General features: G+C 69.2%; 16 protein-coding genes. 8 read left to right on the top strand and 8 right to left on the bottom strand.

Features of this window, described 5'->3' with window-relative positions:
• Positions 1 to 103: 103 nt before the first annotated feature.
• The 3 genes from AQJ30_RS24380 to AQJ30_RS38080 form a co-directional block, all read right to left on the bottom strand.
• Positions 104 to 715 carry a restriction endonuclease gene (locus AQJ30_RS24380; RefSeq protein WP_107119683.1) on the bottom strand — a complete coding sequence of 204 codons (612 nt, stop codon included), beginning with the start codon at positions 713 to 715 and terminating at the stop codon, positions 104 to 106.
• 83 nt (positions 716 to 798) lie between these two features.
• Positions 799 to 1,065 carry a hypothetical protein gene (locus AQJ30_RS24375; RefSeq protein WP_245727064.1) on the bottom strand — a complete coding sequence of 89 codons (267 nt, stop codon included), beginning with the start codon at positions 1,063 to 1,065 and terminating at the stop codon, positions 799 to 801.
• A gap of 693 nt (positions 1,066 to 1,758) precedes the next feature.
• On the bottom strand, positions 1,759 to 2,754 hold the full coding sequence (locus tag AQJ30_RS38080) for a hypothetical protein (RefSeq protein ID WP_107119682.1): 996 nt from the start codon (positions 2,752 to 2,754) through the stop codon (positions 1,759 to 1,761).
• A gap of 162 nt (positions 2,755 to 2,916) precedes the next feature.
• Between AQJ30_RS38080 and AQJ30_RS24365 the strand changes: the two genes are divergently transcribed.
• The 4 genes from AQJ30_RS24365 to AQJ30_RS24350 all read left to right on the top strand — a co-directional run bounded on the left by AQJ30_RS24365 (position 2,917) and on the right by AQJ30_RS24350 (position 6,280).
• Entirely contained in the window at positions 2,917 to 3,180 is a 264-nt protein-coding gene (locus tag AQJ30_RS24365; protein ID WP_067237832.1) for a helix-turn-helix transcriptional regulator, read from the top strand.
• A gap of 134 nt (positions 3,181 to 3,314) precedes the next feature.
• On the top strand, positions 3,315 to 4,241 hold the full coding sequence (locus AQJ30_RS24360) for a DUF6083 domain-containing protein (protein ID WP_245727062.1): 927 nt from the start codon (positions 3,315 to 3,317) through the stop codon (positions 4,239 to 4,241).
• A gap of 74 nt (positions 4,242 to 4,315) precedes the next feature.
• On the top strand, positions 4,316 to 4,726 hold the full coding sequence (locus tag AQJ30_RS24355; protein ID WP_245727061.1) for a hypothetical protein: 411 nt from the start codon (positions 4,316 to 4,318) through the stop codon (positions 4,724 to 4,726).
• 75 nt (positions 4,727 to 4,801) lie between these two features.
• On the top strand, positions 4,802 to 6,280 hold the full coding sequence (locus AQJ30_RS24350) for a UvrD-helicase domain-containing protein (protein ID WP_067237828.1): 1,479 nt from the start codon (positions 4,802 to 4,804) through the stop codon (positions 6,278 to 6,280).
• Positions 6,281 to 6,358: 78 nt separating this feature from the next.
• On the opposite strand, the gene AQJ30_RS24345 is transcribed toward AQJ30_RS24350, so the two are convergent.
• From AQJ30_RS24345 to AQJ30_RS24335, 3 genes are read right to left on the bottom strand one after another with little or no spacing between them, the layout of a single operon-like run.
• Entirely contained in the window at positions 6,359 to 7,081 is a 723-nt protein-coding gene (locus AQJ30_RS24345) for a hypothetical protein (protein WP_067237826.1), read from the bottom strand.
• Entirely contained in the window at positions 7,081 to 9,177 is a 2,097-nt protein-coding gene (locus tag AQJ30_RS24340) for a hypothetical protein (protein ID WP_067237823.1), read from the bottom strand. The genes AQJ30_RS24345 and AQJ30_RS24340 overlap by 1 nt, the downstream gene beginning before the upstream one ends.
• A 28-nt stretch (positions 9,178 to 9,205) precedes the next feature.
• Positions 9,206 to 9,688 (bottom strand): DNA-binding protein, encoded by a 483-nt coding sequence (locus tag AQJ30_RS24335; protein ID WP_245727059.1) that lies wholly within the window; start codon positions 9,686 to 9,688, stop codon positions 9,206 to 9,208.
• Positions 9,689 to 10,945: 1,257 nt separating this feature from the next.
• On the opposite strand from AQJ30_RS24335, the gene AQJ30_RS39505 reads away from it, so the two are divergent.
• The 3 genes from AQJ30_RS39505 to AQJ30_RS24315 all read left to right on the top strand — a co-directional run bounded on the left by AQJ30_RS39505 (position 10,946) and on the right by AQJ30_RS24315 (position 13,245).
• The gene (locus AQJ30_RS39505; protein WP_067237818.1) at positions 10,946 to 11,857 is read left to right on the top strand and encodes a helix-turn-helix domain-containing protein; all 912 of its coding nucleotides are present in this window, start codon (positions 10,946 to 10,948) and stop codon (positions 11,855 to 11,857) included.
• The gene (locus AQJ30_RS24320; protein WP_067237816.1) at positions 11,854 to 12,342 is read left to right on the top strand and encodes a hypothetical protein; all 489 of its coding nucleotides are present in this window, start codon (positions 11,854 to 11,856) and stop codon (positions 12,340 to 12,342) included. The genes AQJ30_RS39505 and AQJ30_RS24320 overlap by 4 nt, the downstream gene beginning before the upstream one ends.
• Positions 12,343 to 12,435: 93 nt before the next feature.
• Positions 12,436 to 13,245 (top strand): SAM-dependent methyltransferase, encoded by an 810-nt coding sequence (locus AQJ30_RS24315; RefSeq protein ID WP_067237813.1) that lies wholly within the window; start codon positions 12,436 to 12,438, stop codon positions 13,243 to 13,245.
• Between the two features lie 20 nt (positions 13,246 to 13,265).
• Here AQJ30_RS24315 and AQJ30_RS24310 read toward each other — a convergent pair whose 3' ends face one another.
• Both AQJ30_RS24310 and AQJ30_RS24305 read right to left on the bottom strand, forming a co-directional pair.
• Positions 13,266 to 14,192 (bottom strand): helix-turn-helix domain-containing protein, encoded by a 927-nt coding sequence (locus AQJ30_RS24310; protein ID WP_067237810.1) that lies wholly within the window; start codon positions 14,190 to 14,192, stop codon positions 13,266 to 13,268.
• An 83-nt stretch (positions 14,193 to 14,275) separates the two neighbouring features.
• The gene (locus AQJ30_RS24305) at positions 14,276 to 14,518 is read right to left on the bottom strand and encodes a DUF397 domain-containing protein (RefSeq protein WP_067237807.1); all 243 of its coding nucleotides are present in this window, start codon (positions 14,516 to 14,518) and stop codon (positions 14,276 to 14,278) included.
• A gap of 203 nt (positions 14,519 to 14,721) precedes the next feature.
• On the opposite strand from AQJ30_RS24305, the gene AQJ30_RS39965 reads away from it, so the two are divergent.
• Entirely contained in the window at positions 14,722 to 15,276 is a 555-nt protein-coding gene (locus tag AQJ30_RS39965) for an ATP-binding protein (protein WP_079084261.1), read from the top strand.
• The last annotated feature ends 594 nt before the right edge of the window (positions 15,277 to 15,870 follow it).

The following is a 15,870-nucleotide window of genomic DNA, read 5'->3' as shown; positions in this document are numbered from 1 at the left end:
CCCTTTCGGCAAGGACACCGAACCTACCGCCACACGGCTGTGCTCCGCATGCCCGCTCATCCGCCGGCCAGGACCTCGCCTGTGCGTCACTGAGCGGAACGGGTCAGGAGTACTGCGAGGGTTTACGGGGCGTCGGAAGAGCGGGCAGCAGGTCCCATAGCGGCCGTGAACCAGCGGCCCACGAACCGAGCATCCGGCGGTCGACGAGATGCAGCCGCTGCTGCCGGGCAAAAGCCCGGCCGGGCTGCGTGATCCTTCCGTTGGTCACCAGCACCACGACATCCGCCTTGTGGACCGGGCGTCCCGTTCCGTTGAGGACCTGCAGTTCAGGGGTGCCCACCGCGGCGCCACGCTCACCGTGCCGGCGATGCTTGCACTGAATCACCCAGCGCCGGCCCTGCGGATCGGTCGCCTTCACGTCCGCGCCCAGATCGCCCTGCCCGCCGACCTGCACGGCATCAGCGCAACCATCGCGCTGCATCAGATCGCGGATCGCGTATTCGAACTGCTGGTGAGAAAGCCCGTCCAGCTGAGCCAGTTGGTAGCGCAGTGCACGCGCCCGTGCCTGCTCCCACAGGATCCGCCGGGTGCGCTGCTGCCACCAGCCGATGCCTCCTACCGCAGCCAGCAGGATCAGGACAAGCAGCAGCCACCAGTGCACGAGCAGCCAGTTGACCACCGCCGTCACGAGACCGACCGCAGCCACCGCGGCCACGGCCCAGACGGCGATCGGGGTCTCCTGGCGGGCGCGGCGACTGGGGCGCCGGTTGGTCCGTCGCCGGGCCGGCGGGCGCCTGGTCATCGGCCACCGCCCAGAGCGGAAAGATCGATCGGGTACGACACGCTCGGAGCGGGCGCGGCCTTGCGCGGCGCAGGGGTACCGAATTTGATCGGGTACGACACCGTGGGGTGCGGAAGAACAGCCCGTCGGGCGTTGTCGGTGTCCTGGTCGAATCGGATCGGGTAGGACACCGACGGCGTCGGCGGCACCCCGTCCGTTGCGTCCCCGGACGAGGTGCGGCCGAAGCCGAGGACAACCAGCCCGAAGACGGTGAAGATGGTCATCTCCCGGCGCGCGCCCGGCGCCCACCGGAAGTATCCGCGTACCGGTGTCCCGTCAGAGCGCACGTACGGCCGGACAAAAGGCATTTGGCCCTCCCCCAGAGGATCGTCAATTCCCCGCGATCCCCGTCATCCTGACGACCGCCACTGACAGTCGATCACCCCGCTTGGCTCAACTCCGCTGACTGCACACCGAGTTCCGGACATCTCGCACCGCCCGTCCTTCATCCAGAGCCGTCTGCGCGGCCCCTGCGAATGTGCGTCATGAGCTGAGTGAGGCGTGCAGCGGACAGCAACGGCATACGGTTTCATCAGGGCAGTTACGAGGTGGCCCAACGTGGTGCGCGAGCAGAAACCGCAGCCGCCTACCTACTGACGGCCGATAGCCGGTGACAGGACCTAGCCATTTCGTCATACCACCACGGAGTGGCGCAAAGCGATGGCTCGCCCCGTACGCGTCGCCCGTGGGCAGGCGCCTCGAAACCGCAGGCCGTCCTGGACATCCGGTGACGTCACTTCCGCGTGATTGTTTGGGCAGCCGGGCTCCCCTCTGTGCCTCTGAGACCTGTGGAAGCCACAGCCCATCCCTTGAGACCATCCCGGCGCGAGGACGAACTCCACGAAATCGCTGCCGACGAGCCGGTGCGAGTAAGCCATAGGCCGGGCCGTACATCGCCACTATGGGCCAGGCAGGTGCTAAAGGGCCCAATGCAGGTCTCCCGTATACGGGCAACAACGCCATGACCCGAGCGCCCCAGTGGCCGTCAACTGGTGCATTAGACAATGGATTTCTGCAGGCTGCAGGCCGCAGGCCCGCGCCATCCGGTCAGGCTCGGCTAGGCCACGGCCCCACGTATCCGTGTGTGCTGCGAGGTAGACACTGGCAAGTCGCTGCTGTCCCCCGGCCTTCCCCACCTTGGCCGGAAGGTCGGCGCGCAGCGCCCAGTCTGCTGCGCGCCGTCGGTCGGGGCGTGCTGGAGCCTGGCTGAGCAGGCCGGAGTCGAACAGTTCGCCAATAGTCACGCTGCGGGTGCTCATGGGCGACGTGCGCAGCCAGTGCACCCGTTCCAGGTCACGCCAGAGCTCGGGGGCGTCGAGACGGAGGCTACGCAGCAGGCCTCGAGGCAGTCGGACGTGCAGGGTGTCGTCCATGCGGAGCGCGCATTGCAGGGCGAGGAGGCGGGCGGGGGCCGGGATGCCGTCCGGGAGGGTGGCGGCCAGGTAGCTGAGCATGTCGCGGACGCGGGTCTTCTCGTCCGGTCCTCTGGGCTGCCGCTGACGGCGTCGGGGCGGGACGGAGCGGGGCAGTGTCACGAGGGTGGTGTCCGGGACGACGGCTGCCCGGTCCGTGGCTGCGGCGCAGGCGGTGCAGGTGTCGGCGAGTCTCCAGATCCGTCCGCCGTGTTCACAGGTGAGGAGGAGCCGGATGGGGCCGTTGCAGCCGCGGTGGCGGGGATGCCAGTGGCAGCCGCGTTCACGGCACTGGCAGGTACGCAGGTGAGATGGGCGAAGATCGCCGCGGGCGTGGCGTGCGAGGTGGGCAAGGGCGGCCGAGCGGGCGGTGGTGGCGGCCACCTGATGGCCGGTGTGGGGGCATTGGCGGCAGATGAGGGCGAGGCCGTTGGCGTGCGGGCGCAGTTCGACGGTCCATGCGCCGGACGGTGCCGGGCACGCTGTGCGCAGCAGTCTCATGGGCGCGTGCTCCTCCTGTTGTGCGCGCCGGCCTTCCCGCGGGGTGCGGGGCGGCGGCCACCTTAGTGCAGACCTCTGCCCTCTCGATGGCGGGTGCGACCTGCGGAAATAGGGCAGAGGTCTGCACTGACAGGGCATGGGTCTGCACCGTCGGATGGACGGGTGACGATCTTGCCGCCCGATCCGGACCTCAACGCGCTGCGGCTGGAACTGGCGCGCCTGCGGGCCGCGCACGGATGGACCTACGACGAGCTGGCAGCCCGCAGCGGCCTGGCCAGGCGCACTCTCATCGAGATCGAGCAGGGCCGCACCGTCGGCACCCTGAAGACCTGGCACGCTCTCGCCCACGCCCTGGGAACGCCGCTGGACGAGCTCTTCAGCACGCTGTGCCACGGGCACGACCTGCCCGGTCCGGTCGACGGCTGAGCTGCGGCCGGCCCGGCGCGGGAGACCACCCGAACCGGCGAGAGCCGCCGAACGCACGCCCGCAAGATCGGACACTTGTTTCATCCGATGCGGCCGAGTGGGCGACCGCCCGGCGCTGCTGACCCTGGTGCGGCGTGTCGGCTGGCAGGTTCACCCGCATGCGCTCCACACCACCTTTCCCGGCCCGGCACCGGGACGGCAGCCAGATCGCCGCGCGCCCGCGCCGTCTCCTGCAGATCTCCCCCCACAGCGCCAGCCGCCTGCTGCGCTGCGGCCAGCGCGACCGGTGCCGCGCGTGCGGCAACCGGATCGAGTGGTACACCCGCGGCACCGACCCGCATCAGCGCTCCGTCCGTCTCCATCCCGGCGAGGTGCCAGCCGCCCGCGTGCCCGCCGCGTGCCGCTGGCACGTCAGCTCCGGCGTTGCCTACCCGGCTGGTGACGGCAGCCGCTGGTGCCGCCTGCCGCACGCGGCCGTCTGCCCCGCCCGCGATGCGGACCCGGCCTGTGCCGACCTGAGCGGGCTGCGCCGGGCCCTGTCCGTGACCACACGCCGTCTGATCGACGCCGGCGCCTTCACCCCCACCCCGGCTCAGGACCACTCGATGCCCGTGGGCGCCGATGCGCGGGTCTGCCGTCCGGCCCGGCCCGTCGTGCAGCTGCTGTACGTGCGATACCTCGCGTCCCGGCCGGTGGAGGAGATCCGGTGCGTCGCGCAGACCCGGCGCCGTCACCGCTGCACCAGCGCGCTCCTCACCTCCGCCGCTGCGGCGGGCATGTGGAAGCTGATGCCCGTCACCGCGGCGAGCGGCCAACTGGCTCTGCCTGCCGATGTCATGACCGTCTACGACCTGAGCCGTCTCCCCTACAACGAGCAGCTTCGCTGGCGCGCCCAGCGCTGTCCGCAACACGCCGCAACGCCCGCGGCCGCCGACCTGGCGGTGACCGACTGGGAGCCCTTCGACCCGCTGCGGCACCACGAGCACATCCACCCACGCCTGCCCGTCGGCGCACGGCGTCCCCGGCCTCACGGCGGCATGCGACAGGCGGCGCGGCCGTGACGCCGCACCATGCCGTCGAGGTCACGCTGACCAGGCCCGCCACTCGCGATGAGCTCCGGGACGCGCGCCGCAGCATGCTCCTGGCCGCAAACGCGGACCGCACCCGGCTGATGACGGTTCACAGCGCCCGCTATCCCAGCGGCTCCCTGCACGCAGTGCGGCGCCGTCTGGACACACGCCTGCCGGTCGACGTCCTGACTACGCACTACCCCGACCGGTGCGGCCGCATCCTGCTCAACGTCACCCTGCCCGATGCCGCGGACACGGCTCTGCGCCAGGCTGCGGCCGCCCTGGGCAAGCGCCCCCAGGACGTGCTCGAGCAGCGGGTGACTGATGCCCTCGCCCGGGACGCCTCTCGACGTGCCCGGCAGTTGCAGGCCCGGCTCGAGATCGTGCTCGCTGACCACACGCCGGACGAGGTCCTGATCTGTGTGGCCGACCTCGTGCACAGCCACCGGCACCCTCCCGCCAGCACCGCGCCGTGACCCCTCCCCCGCACTCCCGGCACGGCGACTGCAGATCCGCCCCTGTCCTTCACCCTCTTGTTTGCGGAGCCCTTGTTGCACACGCCGACCGATGAACAGGCCCATGCCGTCGATGCTTTCCGGGCCGGTGATCATCTTGTCCTGCAGGCCGGCGCCGGGACAGGAAAGACCAGCACGCTCGGCCTGCTCGCTGCCAGCACTCCTCGCCGCGGCCGCTACCTCGCCTTCAACAGGGACATCGCGCGTGACGCCGCGGGCCGTTTCCCTAGCACCGTGGTGTGCCGGACCGCCCACGCCACCGCCTACGCTGCGCTGGGCCACCGCTTCACCAGCCGGCTCAACAGTCCCCGCCAGCCGGCCTGGAAGGTCGGTCAGGCACTCGGCATCACCCGGCCGGTCCGCATCGGCACGCACGAGATCGGTCCCCGGCTGCTCTCCCACACCGTGTTGCGCGCCGTGACCCGCTACTGCCACTCCGCCGACCGCGATCTGGCCGGCCACCACGTGCCCCGCCTGCGTGGTCTGGACGGCTCAGGCGAACAGCAGCAACTCGCCGAATATGTCCTGCCGTACGCCTCGAAGGCCTGGACCGACCTGCAGCGCCCCGACCGCGGCGCGGTCCGCTTCGAACACGACCACTACCTGAAGATGTGGGCCCTGACCGGGCCCAGGATCGAAGCCGACTTCCTCTTCCTCGACGAAGCGCAGGACACCAACCCGGTCCTGGAGGAAGTCTTCGCTGCCCAGCGCGCCCACGCCCAGCTCGTCATGGTCGGTGACTCCGCGCAGGCCATCTACGGCTGGCGCGGTGCCCGCGACGTGATGACCGGCTTCGACGCCACCCCCCTCGCCCTGACCCGTTCCTTCCGCTTCGGCCCTCTCATCGCTGCGGAAGCCAACCGTTGGCTCACCCTCGCCGATGCGCCCCTACGCCTGACCGGCAGCCACGACCTCCCCACCGACATCGGCGCCCTCCCCCGCCCTTCTGCGGTGCTGTGCCGGACCAACATCGGCGCCATGGCCGAGGTCCTGCGCCTGCTCTCCGCCGGCCGCCGCGTCGCCCTCACCCGCGGCCAGCACCAGCTCACCCAGCTCGCCCTCGCCGCCCGCGACCTCCAAAGCGGCCGCCGCACCACACACCCCGAACTCGTCCTATTCCCCTCCTGGGGCGAACTACAGGACTACGCCGCCCACGACCCCGCCGGACGCGACCTCCAGCCCTTCGTCGACCTCGTCGACAGCCACGGCACCGACACCATCCTGGCCGCCGTCCACCAGCTCACCGAAGAAGCCCACGCCGACGTCACCGTCTCCACCGCGCACAGCGCCAAAGGACGCGAATGGCCCACCGTCCGCATCGGCGACGACTTCCCCCCGCCCAAGGACACCGACCAGACGGACGCCCAGGGACGCCCCGTCCCGGAACCCGTCAGCGACACCGACGCCCGCCTCGCCTACGTTGCCGTCACCCGCGCCCGCCGGCACCTCGACCTGGGCGGCCTGGCCTGGATCAACGACCACCCAGCAGTCCAGAGCGCAGCCGGGCAGCACTAACGCAGTTTCCTCAGACGATGTCGCGCGTGGTCGGGCAGACGGGCCGCGGGGATGGTGAGCCCCTGCATGTGCGTCGACTCAGCGGGGGCGCCAGGTCCGCACTTCCAGGTGGAGGATGTGGGCGTCTGGGCGGATGCGTCCGGTGTCGACGAGCCACTGGTGGACGGCGGCGGTGACGTCTCCGCCCGCGGCGTCGACACGGCGGGCGAAGTCGGCTGCGTCATGGCCGCCCGTCTGGGCGGATCCGTAGGAGCGTTCCTCGGTGTGGTCGGCGCGCTGGATGACGTCGCGGCGGATGCCGGGTGAGTCGGTGCGGCTGCCGGAGGGGTGCAGGTAGCCGGTCTTGGCGAGGCGGACGGTGAAGGCCAGGCGCAGCCCCTGACGGGCGGCTTCGGCGATCAAAGGGCGCAGTCGGGAGGAGCCGGAGGCAATGGCTTGGGCGCCGACGCGGCCGGTGCCGGAGCCGGTGGGAGTGATCAGGAGGGCTCTGGTGCGCACGCGGGCGCGGGCGCCGGAGGCGGTGGTACGCCGCTTCGTGTGGCGGGCGGCGATCGCGGCGAGTTCGGGCAGGTCGGTGATGCCGCCGGTCTCGACGGCGGTCAGGACCTGCTGGAGGGCGGGCACAAAGGCTGCGCCCTTATTGCGGGTGTAGAACTGCGAGACCAGGGACGGGTCCCGGTCGATGATGCGGGCGATGTCCCGCTTGGTGTAGCCGGCCTGCTGGAGCCGGTCGGCGAGGCGGGCCGCCTCGTTCAACTGGGCTCGCTTGCTTGGCTGATTGCGGCGGGGGCGGGGCGGCATCAGCCCTCCTGACGGGTGGTGAGGGCGGCTCGTCCGAGGTCGCGCAGGGCGAGGAGTTCTTCTTCGGTGGCGGGCGCGGGCACAGGGCCGGTGAGGTGTCCCTTGAGCAGGTAGTCGCCGGGCTGGTGGTGGTAGGGCCAGTGGTGGGGCTGGGTGAGGTAAAGGGCGTCGGTGCGAAAGGCGACGACGGTGCGGGGTGGGGTGTGCAGGGCGCCTGCATAGGTGTCGTCGTCGCGGTGGCGCTGGGTGAGCAGGGCGGCGCGGGCGGCAGACCAGATCGCAGCGGACCATTCGGGGTGAGCGTTGGGGTCGCGGGTGAAGCCGGTCGGCTTCTGCCAGGTGATCAGCTCGTCGTCGAAGCCGATGATTTCGGCGTCCGGGGGCACATCGCGTTCCATGGTGCGGGGGGTGGTGCCGGTGACCATGCGGGGGCGCTGGGCGAAGGAGCCGATGCCGTAGAGCAGGATGGAGCGTACGGCGCGGGAGGCGAGGTGGGCGGCGCGGGCCTGCTGGGGGGTGCCCTGGAAGTGGGCCTGGGCGGAGAGGTTGGTCCAGGTGTCTTTGAGTTTCCTGGCCCAGTCGTCGAGGGGTTTGCCGTCGTCCCACAGGATGCCGTCGAGGATCTCGACCTTCCACGGCGTCAGGGGGTTGGTCAGGGCGGTGTGGATCTCGGGGCCGCCGGCCCAGGTGGTGAAGGTGGTGCCGGGCTGGGCGGGGTAGTGCCAGGCGCGGTCTGCGGGGGCGGGGGCGGGAAGGAGACCGACGTGGTTCCAGGTGTCGGGGACGGTGACGCGGACCTGCCAGTGCCCGCACCCGTACAGGGCCCGCATCTGTTCCTTCTCGCTCCAGGTGGCGAAGGTGCGGGCGGTGATGCGGCGGGGGGTGCCGACCGGGGATTTCCAGGTGTGCTTGGCGTAGGCGAAGGTGCGGTCGTACTCGACGAGCTGGGGCAGCTGTTCCGGCACGCGGGGCGGGGTGAGGAGTTCGTTGCGGCCCTGTCCGGCGGTGGCGTGGAGCAGGCTGCGCAGTTCTTCGGACAGGACGGGGAAGCCGTCGGCGTGCTGCCCGCGGGCGGGGATGGTGCGCGTCCACAGGTCTCGGCCGGTCTGTGACGGGGAGCCCATGATCACCGCGTCGTCCCAGTGCCGGCGCAGCGCCTGCCACAGCAGCACGAAGGCGTCGCGGATGATGTGGGGGTCGTCGCCGTCGGTGTCGAACCACTCCCCCACGGAGCGGATCTCCACGTGCAGGTCACCGGTTTCGGACTGGTAGCGGCCGACGGGGTGGCGGGCGTGGACGAAGTGCCCGGCCATGCGGTCGCGGCCGCGGCCGGTGTCGGTGCGCCAGCCTGCGATGGGGGCGTTCAGCCAGGCGGCGACCGCGTCGCGGAGGTAGGGATAGCGGTCGGCGTCGCGATGCCAGGGGTCACCGGCGGTGATGTAAATGCGTTCCACGCCCTCGGGGACGGTGTGGAAGACGGCGGTGAGGATGTCCGCGGCTGACCGGCCGGCGAGGTCGAGGTGGTGGGCCTGGCTGCGGTGGACAAGGATTCCGGTGGTGGCGTCCAGGAAGACCGTGGAGCGTGCTTGCTGGGTGAAGTTTGGGCGGGTGGAGGCCAGGCCGGTGGTGTGAGCGAACCAGGCGTCACCGCTGGGGCCTGCCGGGATCGACGGCAGCTCCCGTTGAGCCTTGTGGGCCGCCGCGGGCGGCGTTGCGGAGACGGTGCGTGCCGCGTCAGGAGCAGCGGGGTCTGCACGAACGGCGGTTGCTGCCAGAGCGGCTTGCGGCTGCGGCGGCAGCGGCACGGCTGCGGAAGGAGCCTCGCTGGTGGACGGCTTTGGTGCAGACGGTTGCGGGGCTTGCTGCAGGTCGAGGCTGTCGGGGGCCAGGTCGGGCGCGAGGGCGACGACGGCGGCTACCCCCAGTCCGGCTGCGGGGGCGATCCGCTCCGCCTTCGCCTTCTCGTAGGAGGCCAGCTGGACGATCCGCCTGTCCCGGTCGGCTTCCAGCTTCACCAGCGCGGCCCGCGTCTTCTTGATCTGGTCCCGCACGCCGCGCAGGTCGGCCAGCGCTGTGTTGTAGCTCTGTGCATCCATGAGGAGTTTCCTTGTCCGGGCCTGGAGTTCAGCCTGCGCGGGTGGTGGAGACGTAGGCGATGGCCCCGCCCGAGTGGGACGGAAGACGGGTGGCCAGCAGCAGCCGGGCGAGCCGCTGGTCGCCGTCGTGGTCGGAGGTGATGGACAGGCGGGGGGTGGCCAGGTCGGTGACGTAGCCGGCCAGGCGGGCGTCAGGAAAGGCATGCCGGCCGTCGGTGTTCTTCTCCCAGCGTTCGAGTCCGGTCAGCACCGCCACCACGTAGCCGGACAAGGTGACCGGCAGTGCTCCCCCGGCCGCGATGCTTGCCGGGTCGCATCGCCACCAGCCGCGCAGCGCCTTGAGGAGGCTGTCGGGGCTGAGGTCGGCGGCGAACCCGATCCAGTCGCGGTCGGCGTCGTCGACCCGTTGAGCGGTATCGACGCGCAGCACAGCGACTTCACGGGTGTCCATCTGGTCCAGGGGGGCACGATTGCGCGTGCTGAGGGCCTGTACGACGGCCAGGGGGGTCATGACACGTACTCCGCGGTGGGACAGTTCGGGAAGCAGCCCCGCGTGGACGAGGCGCCGGAAGGTCGTGACGGCGCAGCCGAGCTCCTCCGCGGCCTGCCCGGTTGTCAGCAACACGCCCATCCCCCCGTACTACCGCACTCTGATATCTGATGTGGGACCTACATTAGGGGGTTGCTTCAGGAGCGTCAAAGAGCGCCGCCGCGCCTGCAACTCCAGCTACTGCAGAGGCCGACAGGCAACCGGCAGGGGGCAGCGGAAGCGGCGGTGCCGTGGAGTCTGGCTGCCGTCCGCGAGCTGTCGCAGCGCACAACGGCACTTCGGAGGCTCCCGGCGGCGGGCCCGCACGCTCACACGGGGGCGCCCTGGGGGTCATCGGATGCGCCCGCGGGTGCGCCGGAGCGCACTCCGGCTGATTTTTCACACACTGCTTTGCGGTGTATCAGGAGACTTAACGTGCAGCAATGATCAATTGCGTTCGCAGGTGGTCGATCACTGCCTCTTATGAGGCATGATCGAGCGTGCTTTTTCCTTCCGGGGACGTTTCGCACATCGTTGCGGGCCACGTTCCCCGTTATGGCCTCACTCCGTTGGCGGTGTGATCTGCAAGCGCGCTAATCTCACGCAAGATTGGGGGCCCAGGCCCGACGGATGGGACCAACAGGCCCGGACCCCCTGCACATTTGAGCCACCACCGATTCTGTGAGGAACGATGACTGACCCCAATGTCGTCCGGGGCACCGTAGTGTCCGGGACAAGCCTGGACGGTAGCAATTCCGGCCGGTATTACGCACGCCTGCGTGCCCTCGCTGTCACGGTCAGCCTGGGCCCTGTGATGGTGCTGGCTTTGTCCTTTGTCCTGCCGTCTGCCGGTGAATGGCCCGCTGCCGCGTGCGTGGCGTTCACGGCCGTTGCGGCGGCCGCAGCGCGCACCTCCCGGATTGAGTACCTCTGGGCACGCCTGGACTGACGTCTGCACTTCGGGGGGCCGGCCTGCGACGTTCATCGTGGGCCGGCCGGCGCCCAGGAGGACGGTGAGCGCTGGTCCGCGGTGTGGGGTGCAGGAAAGAGGGTGCAAACGTGACGGCTGATCAATCGCAGCCGGGACAGTGTCCGGTGTGCAGGGGCCCGCTGGTGCAGAATGCCGGGGCCGGGCGGCGACGCCTCTACTGCAGCACTGCGTGCCGCCGGCGGGCTCAGCGTAACCGGCAGGCGCGCAGAGTCCCCCTGCCAACTGTCCAGGGGCCTTTGGGCGCTGAGGTGGCGGCCGAGGTGCGCCGGCTCGCTCAGCAATTGCTGGACAGTGAGGTCCGCCAGGAGGAGCTTGCCACTCTTCTGGCAAGAGCCGATGCGATCCGCCGGGAGCTGGAAATCTACACCGCGGCTGCGGTGCAGGATGCCCGGCACCGGGGTGAGAAATGGGAGGCGGTAGGCAAGGCCGCTCACGTTGCACCGGAGACGGCGCGGGCACGGTGGGGACCGGAGCGGGTCGCCCGGATGATGGATCTGCATGCCAATGACAAGCGGGCCGCTCCGGCTCGCTGGCGAGGCCCTCAACTTGCCCGGCTCGCTGACGTACCTGAAGAGGCGGCAGGCGGCCCGAACACCGTTGGTGTGGCCTCCCCCGCCGGCCAGCTGGCTTCTGCACTGGAGCAACTTCAGGCGACCAGCGGCTTGACGATTCGGGAGATCGCCGACAGGACAATGCTGTCGCCGTCGTTCATCTCCCGCGTGCTGTCGGGTGACCGGCTGCCCACCTGGGATCTGACGTGCTCCCTGGCCGTTCTCTTCGGCGCTGACCCGGCTGAACTGCGCGTGTTGTTCGAGGCGGCACACGGTATGACCGTGCACGGACGGCAACCCGTGGCAGTCTCCATCGAGCAGTTGCACGCCGCGGTGCGGGGCCTGCACCGGGCAGCCAAGTCACCTTCCCCTGAGCGGATCGAGCAGTACAGCCGCAAGGCGGTGACCGCACTGCAGGCGCGACGCGTCCTGTCGGGCATCGACGTTCCGGAATGGGAAGTACTGGCCGCGCTCGTGTGCGCCCTCGGAGGGCGTCCGCATGATTTCAAGCCGTTGTGGGAAGCAGTGCACTACACCTTCCTGATGTGCGATGACCCTCGGCTGCCGGAGGGCACCGCGCACATCGCCGTGCCGGAAGAGGAACCGTGAGCGGCCGCCACGCCGCCCTCCGGTTGGGCCAGTTGTCGTCGGCTGCGGCCAACGCACGGCGCCAGGCTGTGCTTCGGCCGTGGCTGGAGCATCGCGCCCAGCGCACCGCGCTGACCGCTTACACCGCTTTCCGTGAGCGCCACTACGAGGCGTACCTGCAATACGCCTCGCTGCGGATCGGGCGGCGCGGGGCAGCCGAGACGGCGGTGACCGCGGCACTTACGGAACTGGCGGTGTCCTGGACGGCGATCCTGGGCAGCGCCGGCCCTGCCGCCGTCGCTTGGCGCATCTTGCACCACCATGTCGACCGGGCGGCAGGATGCGACCCAACCGCTGTTGCGGCCGGCCACGGCATGCAGACACTGCACGACGACGCGTACTTTCTGCACGAGCGACTGCACCTTGACCGTGACCGCATTGCCGAGGTCCTTGGGATACACCTGGCGGACCTTCCCAGTCTGCCGCCGCGTTCCTCCGGAGGGTGAGAATTCCAGCCGCTGCGCAGCGTCGCGGCGCGCTTGTCCCTAGACTCCGTCCCATCGCAATGCGCGCTGTCGGGGCGCGTAGGGCAGGAGGGGATGCGCGTGAGTTTGCCGTACGGAGTGGACGTCACTGTTCCGAGTGTGGCCCGCATGTACGACAGTCTCCTGGGTGGCCGGGACAACTACCCCGCCGACCGTGCGGCCTGCGAAGAGCTGCTCTCGCACGTACCCAGCATGCGGGAACTGGCCCTGAATAACCGGGAGTTCTTACGCCGCGTGGTCCATGTGCTGGCAGCCGACTACGGCATTCGGCAGTTCATCGACCACGGCTCAGGCCTGCCCACGCAGGACAACGTCCACGAGATCGCCCAGCGGGTCGACCCTTCCAGCCGGGTGGTGTACGTCGACAACGATCCCATCGTCCGCACCATCGGTGGCGTACTGCTGGCAAGCAACGAGAACACCGCCGTCCTGCAGGCCGATATGCGCGACACCGATGGCATCTTTTCAAGTGAACCGTTCAGCCGTCTCATCGATCCCGAGGAGCCGATCGCGGCGCTGTTCGTCTCGGTCCTGCACTGCATCCCCGATCTCGACCGGCCGGCGGACTTAATAGCCCGGGTCGCCGACCGGCTGCCCAGCGGCAGCATGATGGTGGTCTGCCAGCTCGTCAGCGAATCCGCCCCGGTCCGTGACTTCGTCACTCATTTCATGGACGAGCAGACCCAAGGGCATTGGGGACGGGTGCGGGAAAGGAAAGACGTGGCCGACTTCTGCGCGCCGCTGGAGCTGATACCACCGGGCCTGGTGGAGGTCTCCGCATGGCGGCCCCGCCATGCTGATGTTCCCGCCCAGCTCAGCTGGGAGTGGGAAGAGTACGGCGGGGTCGGATTCGTCAGGCACTGAGCCCGCGGGCAGCCGGGAGGCTAGACGACCTGTGATGACCAGGCGGAAAGCGCCTGTTCCAACAGCGCTCGTGTCTGCTCGGCGGGGTTCGCCACACCGCACAGGTTGTTCAAGATGGCCAGGTAGCGCTCGGACTCGGCGGGCTTCTCCCGGTAGAGGGCGTCTTCGTACTGCTCGAGGTAGACCATGTCGGGCAGGTACTCAGGTGTGAAAAACCTCAGGTGCACGATCGGATGCCCGATGGCGCCGGCGGCGCCCACGGCCAGCGAGGCGATCTGGAGATGCAGCTGGTAGGGCAGCTCCTCCAGAAGAGCAAGCAAGTGCTTGATCTGGCGGTACATCACTCCTGGAGTACCGACCGGACGGCGAAAGACTTCAGAGTCCATCACGGCGAGCAGGACCGGAGGAGACTCAGCGCGGCGCAGCATCTGAAGGCGCTGCATCCGTAGGGCCACGCGTTCGTTGATCTCCCTGGCCGGCTTGGTCGGGTGAACCGCCCGGATCACGGTCTCGGCGTACTCTTCCGTCTGCAGCCAGCCCGGGACCAGTTGAGGCTCGTAGGAGATGATGCGGCGAGCGGCGGGCTCCATAGCCAGCAGCGGACGCAGGGCGGCCGGCGCAGCGTTGGCATAGGGCTGCCACGCCTCAGGCTGGGCGGCTTCCCGCATCAGGTCGGCAATCCGGGCGCGCTCCCGCGGATCCCTCACCTGATAGACATCGAGGAGCTGCTCGACCTCGGCGGGCTTGAATGATGTCCGGCCCGTCTCCATGCGACTGATCGTCGCCTCGGAGGTATGGATGCACCGGGCGACCTGCCGGGGCCCGAGGCCCACGTTCTCGCGACAGCGCCGCAAGTGCCCGGCGAGGGCCTTGCGATGCGCTGCAGGGCCCCACTCCGGGTGGGGCGAGAATCCAAGAATCGACGGCGCCTGACGGTCGGCTGCCATGCGGGCACTCCTACTGGGCTGTTGAGAAGCCGAGTATTGCAGCCGCGACTCCAGGGTGTCAGCGGATGGCCATGGTTTTACCCTCAGTCACGCGAGAGGGTGAAGTCGAACTCCCCATCCTTGACGCCTCCGAGGAAGGCCATGATCTCCTCTCGCGTATAGACCAGGACGGGCCCTTCGGGGTAACGGGAATTGCGCATCGCTACGCAACCATCGGCAAGACGCGCCACCTCCACGCAGTTGCCGTTCCCTCCACTGCGACGGCTCTTGAACCAGTGCGCTCCCTCAACAGCTTCTGACCTCACACCCGTCTGCACCCGCTGCATAACCCACCGTGCCTCTCCCAGTCGCCTCTGCCCGCCGCGGCTCACGCTCGTCTGCGGCCTGCAGCTGAACCGACTGTCTGTGCGATTATCGGCGTCCTGCAATTGCAGAGCCGCGCTTGCAGAAACGAGGAACGGGCCGGAATAGTGACGGGCACGACGCCAGGTCATGCACAAAGCACGGCACCAGTTCCGGGGGACGGACGATGACGCCACAAGCCGACGGCACGATCCAGCCAGAGTTCATGCCTGCTGCACGCCGCGAGCGAAGAAGACCGACCTTGTTCCTCGGTGAACCGCTGGCGTCCACACCCAACCTCGCCGTCCGCTCCGGCCTCGGCAGTACTCCCTTCGCCGCACGCCGCATCCCTGCCTCCTCCCCACACTGCTGCTACATCGCGCGGCAGTTCACGCGGCACACCATGCGCCGCTGGAGACTGCACACCCTCTGCGACGACGCGGTGCAGATCGCTTCCGAACTGGTCGCTAACGCCGTCCGCCACGGCCGCCCCGACACTGCCGCAGGAGACGACCAGCAAGCCGGGGTATGGCTGGCTTTCACTCTGCGTCCACGTACCCTGCTGTGCGTCGTACGCGATCCCAGCCAGCTTCACCCCAGACTTACTCCCCCTCAGCCAATGGCAGAACGTCACCGGGGACTTCCCATCGTGAACGCTTTGAGTAACACATGGGGCTGGACCACGGACTCGCAGGCTGAAGGCAAGTCCGTCTGGGCGCGCGTCAGACTGCCTGCTGCGTAACAGCCGTAACAAGTCACTCGATCTGAGTTCTTGGACGCACCGTCGCTCGGCTGACCGGATGTCACCGCCGGAACCGCCTCCACGAACGCAAGGCAGCCGTCCCTCTCACCTTCACCGGCGTCGCCGCACTTGGATCCGCTGCCACCGAGACGTGCGAAGATTGTCGCCTCGGCGTGATTCGTAGAGTGCGGCTCTGCATGGCACGGCCCGGCGTGATGGACCACGCCGAGTGCATACCCTCGGCTCTTCCAAGATGCCGCATCCACCGGTCATGCGGTGCTGATCTGGCTCAATTGAGCCACCTCCGGCGGCCGGACGTTAAATGACTAGTTTAGTACCTGTTCCTGAGCCTCGGATCGGATGGTCTCGATAGCCTGATATTTGGTGCGCCCGGAGGAGTTGCCGAGCGGCAACCTGAGATCGATCAAGCTCGGGGCTGGCCCGGTGTCGTGTACACGCTCCGCGCCTCGCGCGGTCGACATAATTCGGGGGAAGGCATGTTTCCGATGACACGCGTGCACGGCAGTTCGCGGTGAGAGGCGCGTACGGCAAGACTCTCCGTGCGGAGCGCCAGCCGGGCAGCGTTCTGCCAGC

This window comes from Streptomyces longwoodensis (assembly GCF_001514125.1).
Taxonomy (GTDB): Bacteria; Actinomycetota; Actinomycetes; order Streptomycetales; family Streptomycetaceae; genus Streptomyces; species Streptomyces longwoodensis.
Note: the sequence above shows the minus strand (reverse complement) of the source record. Positions and strands in the feature narration are given on the sequence as shown.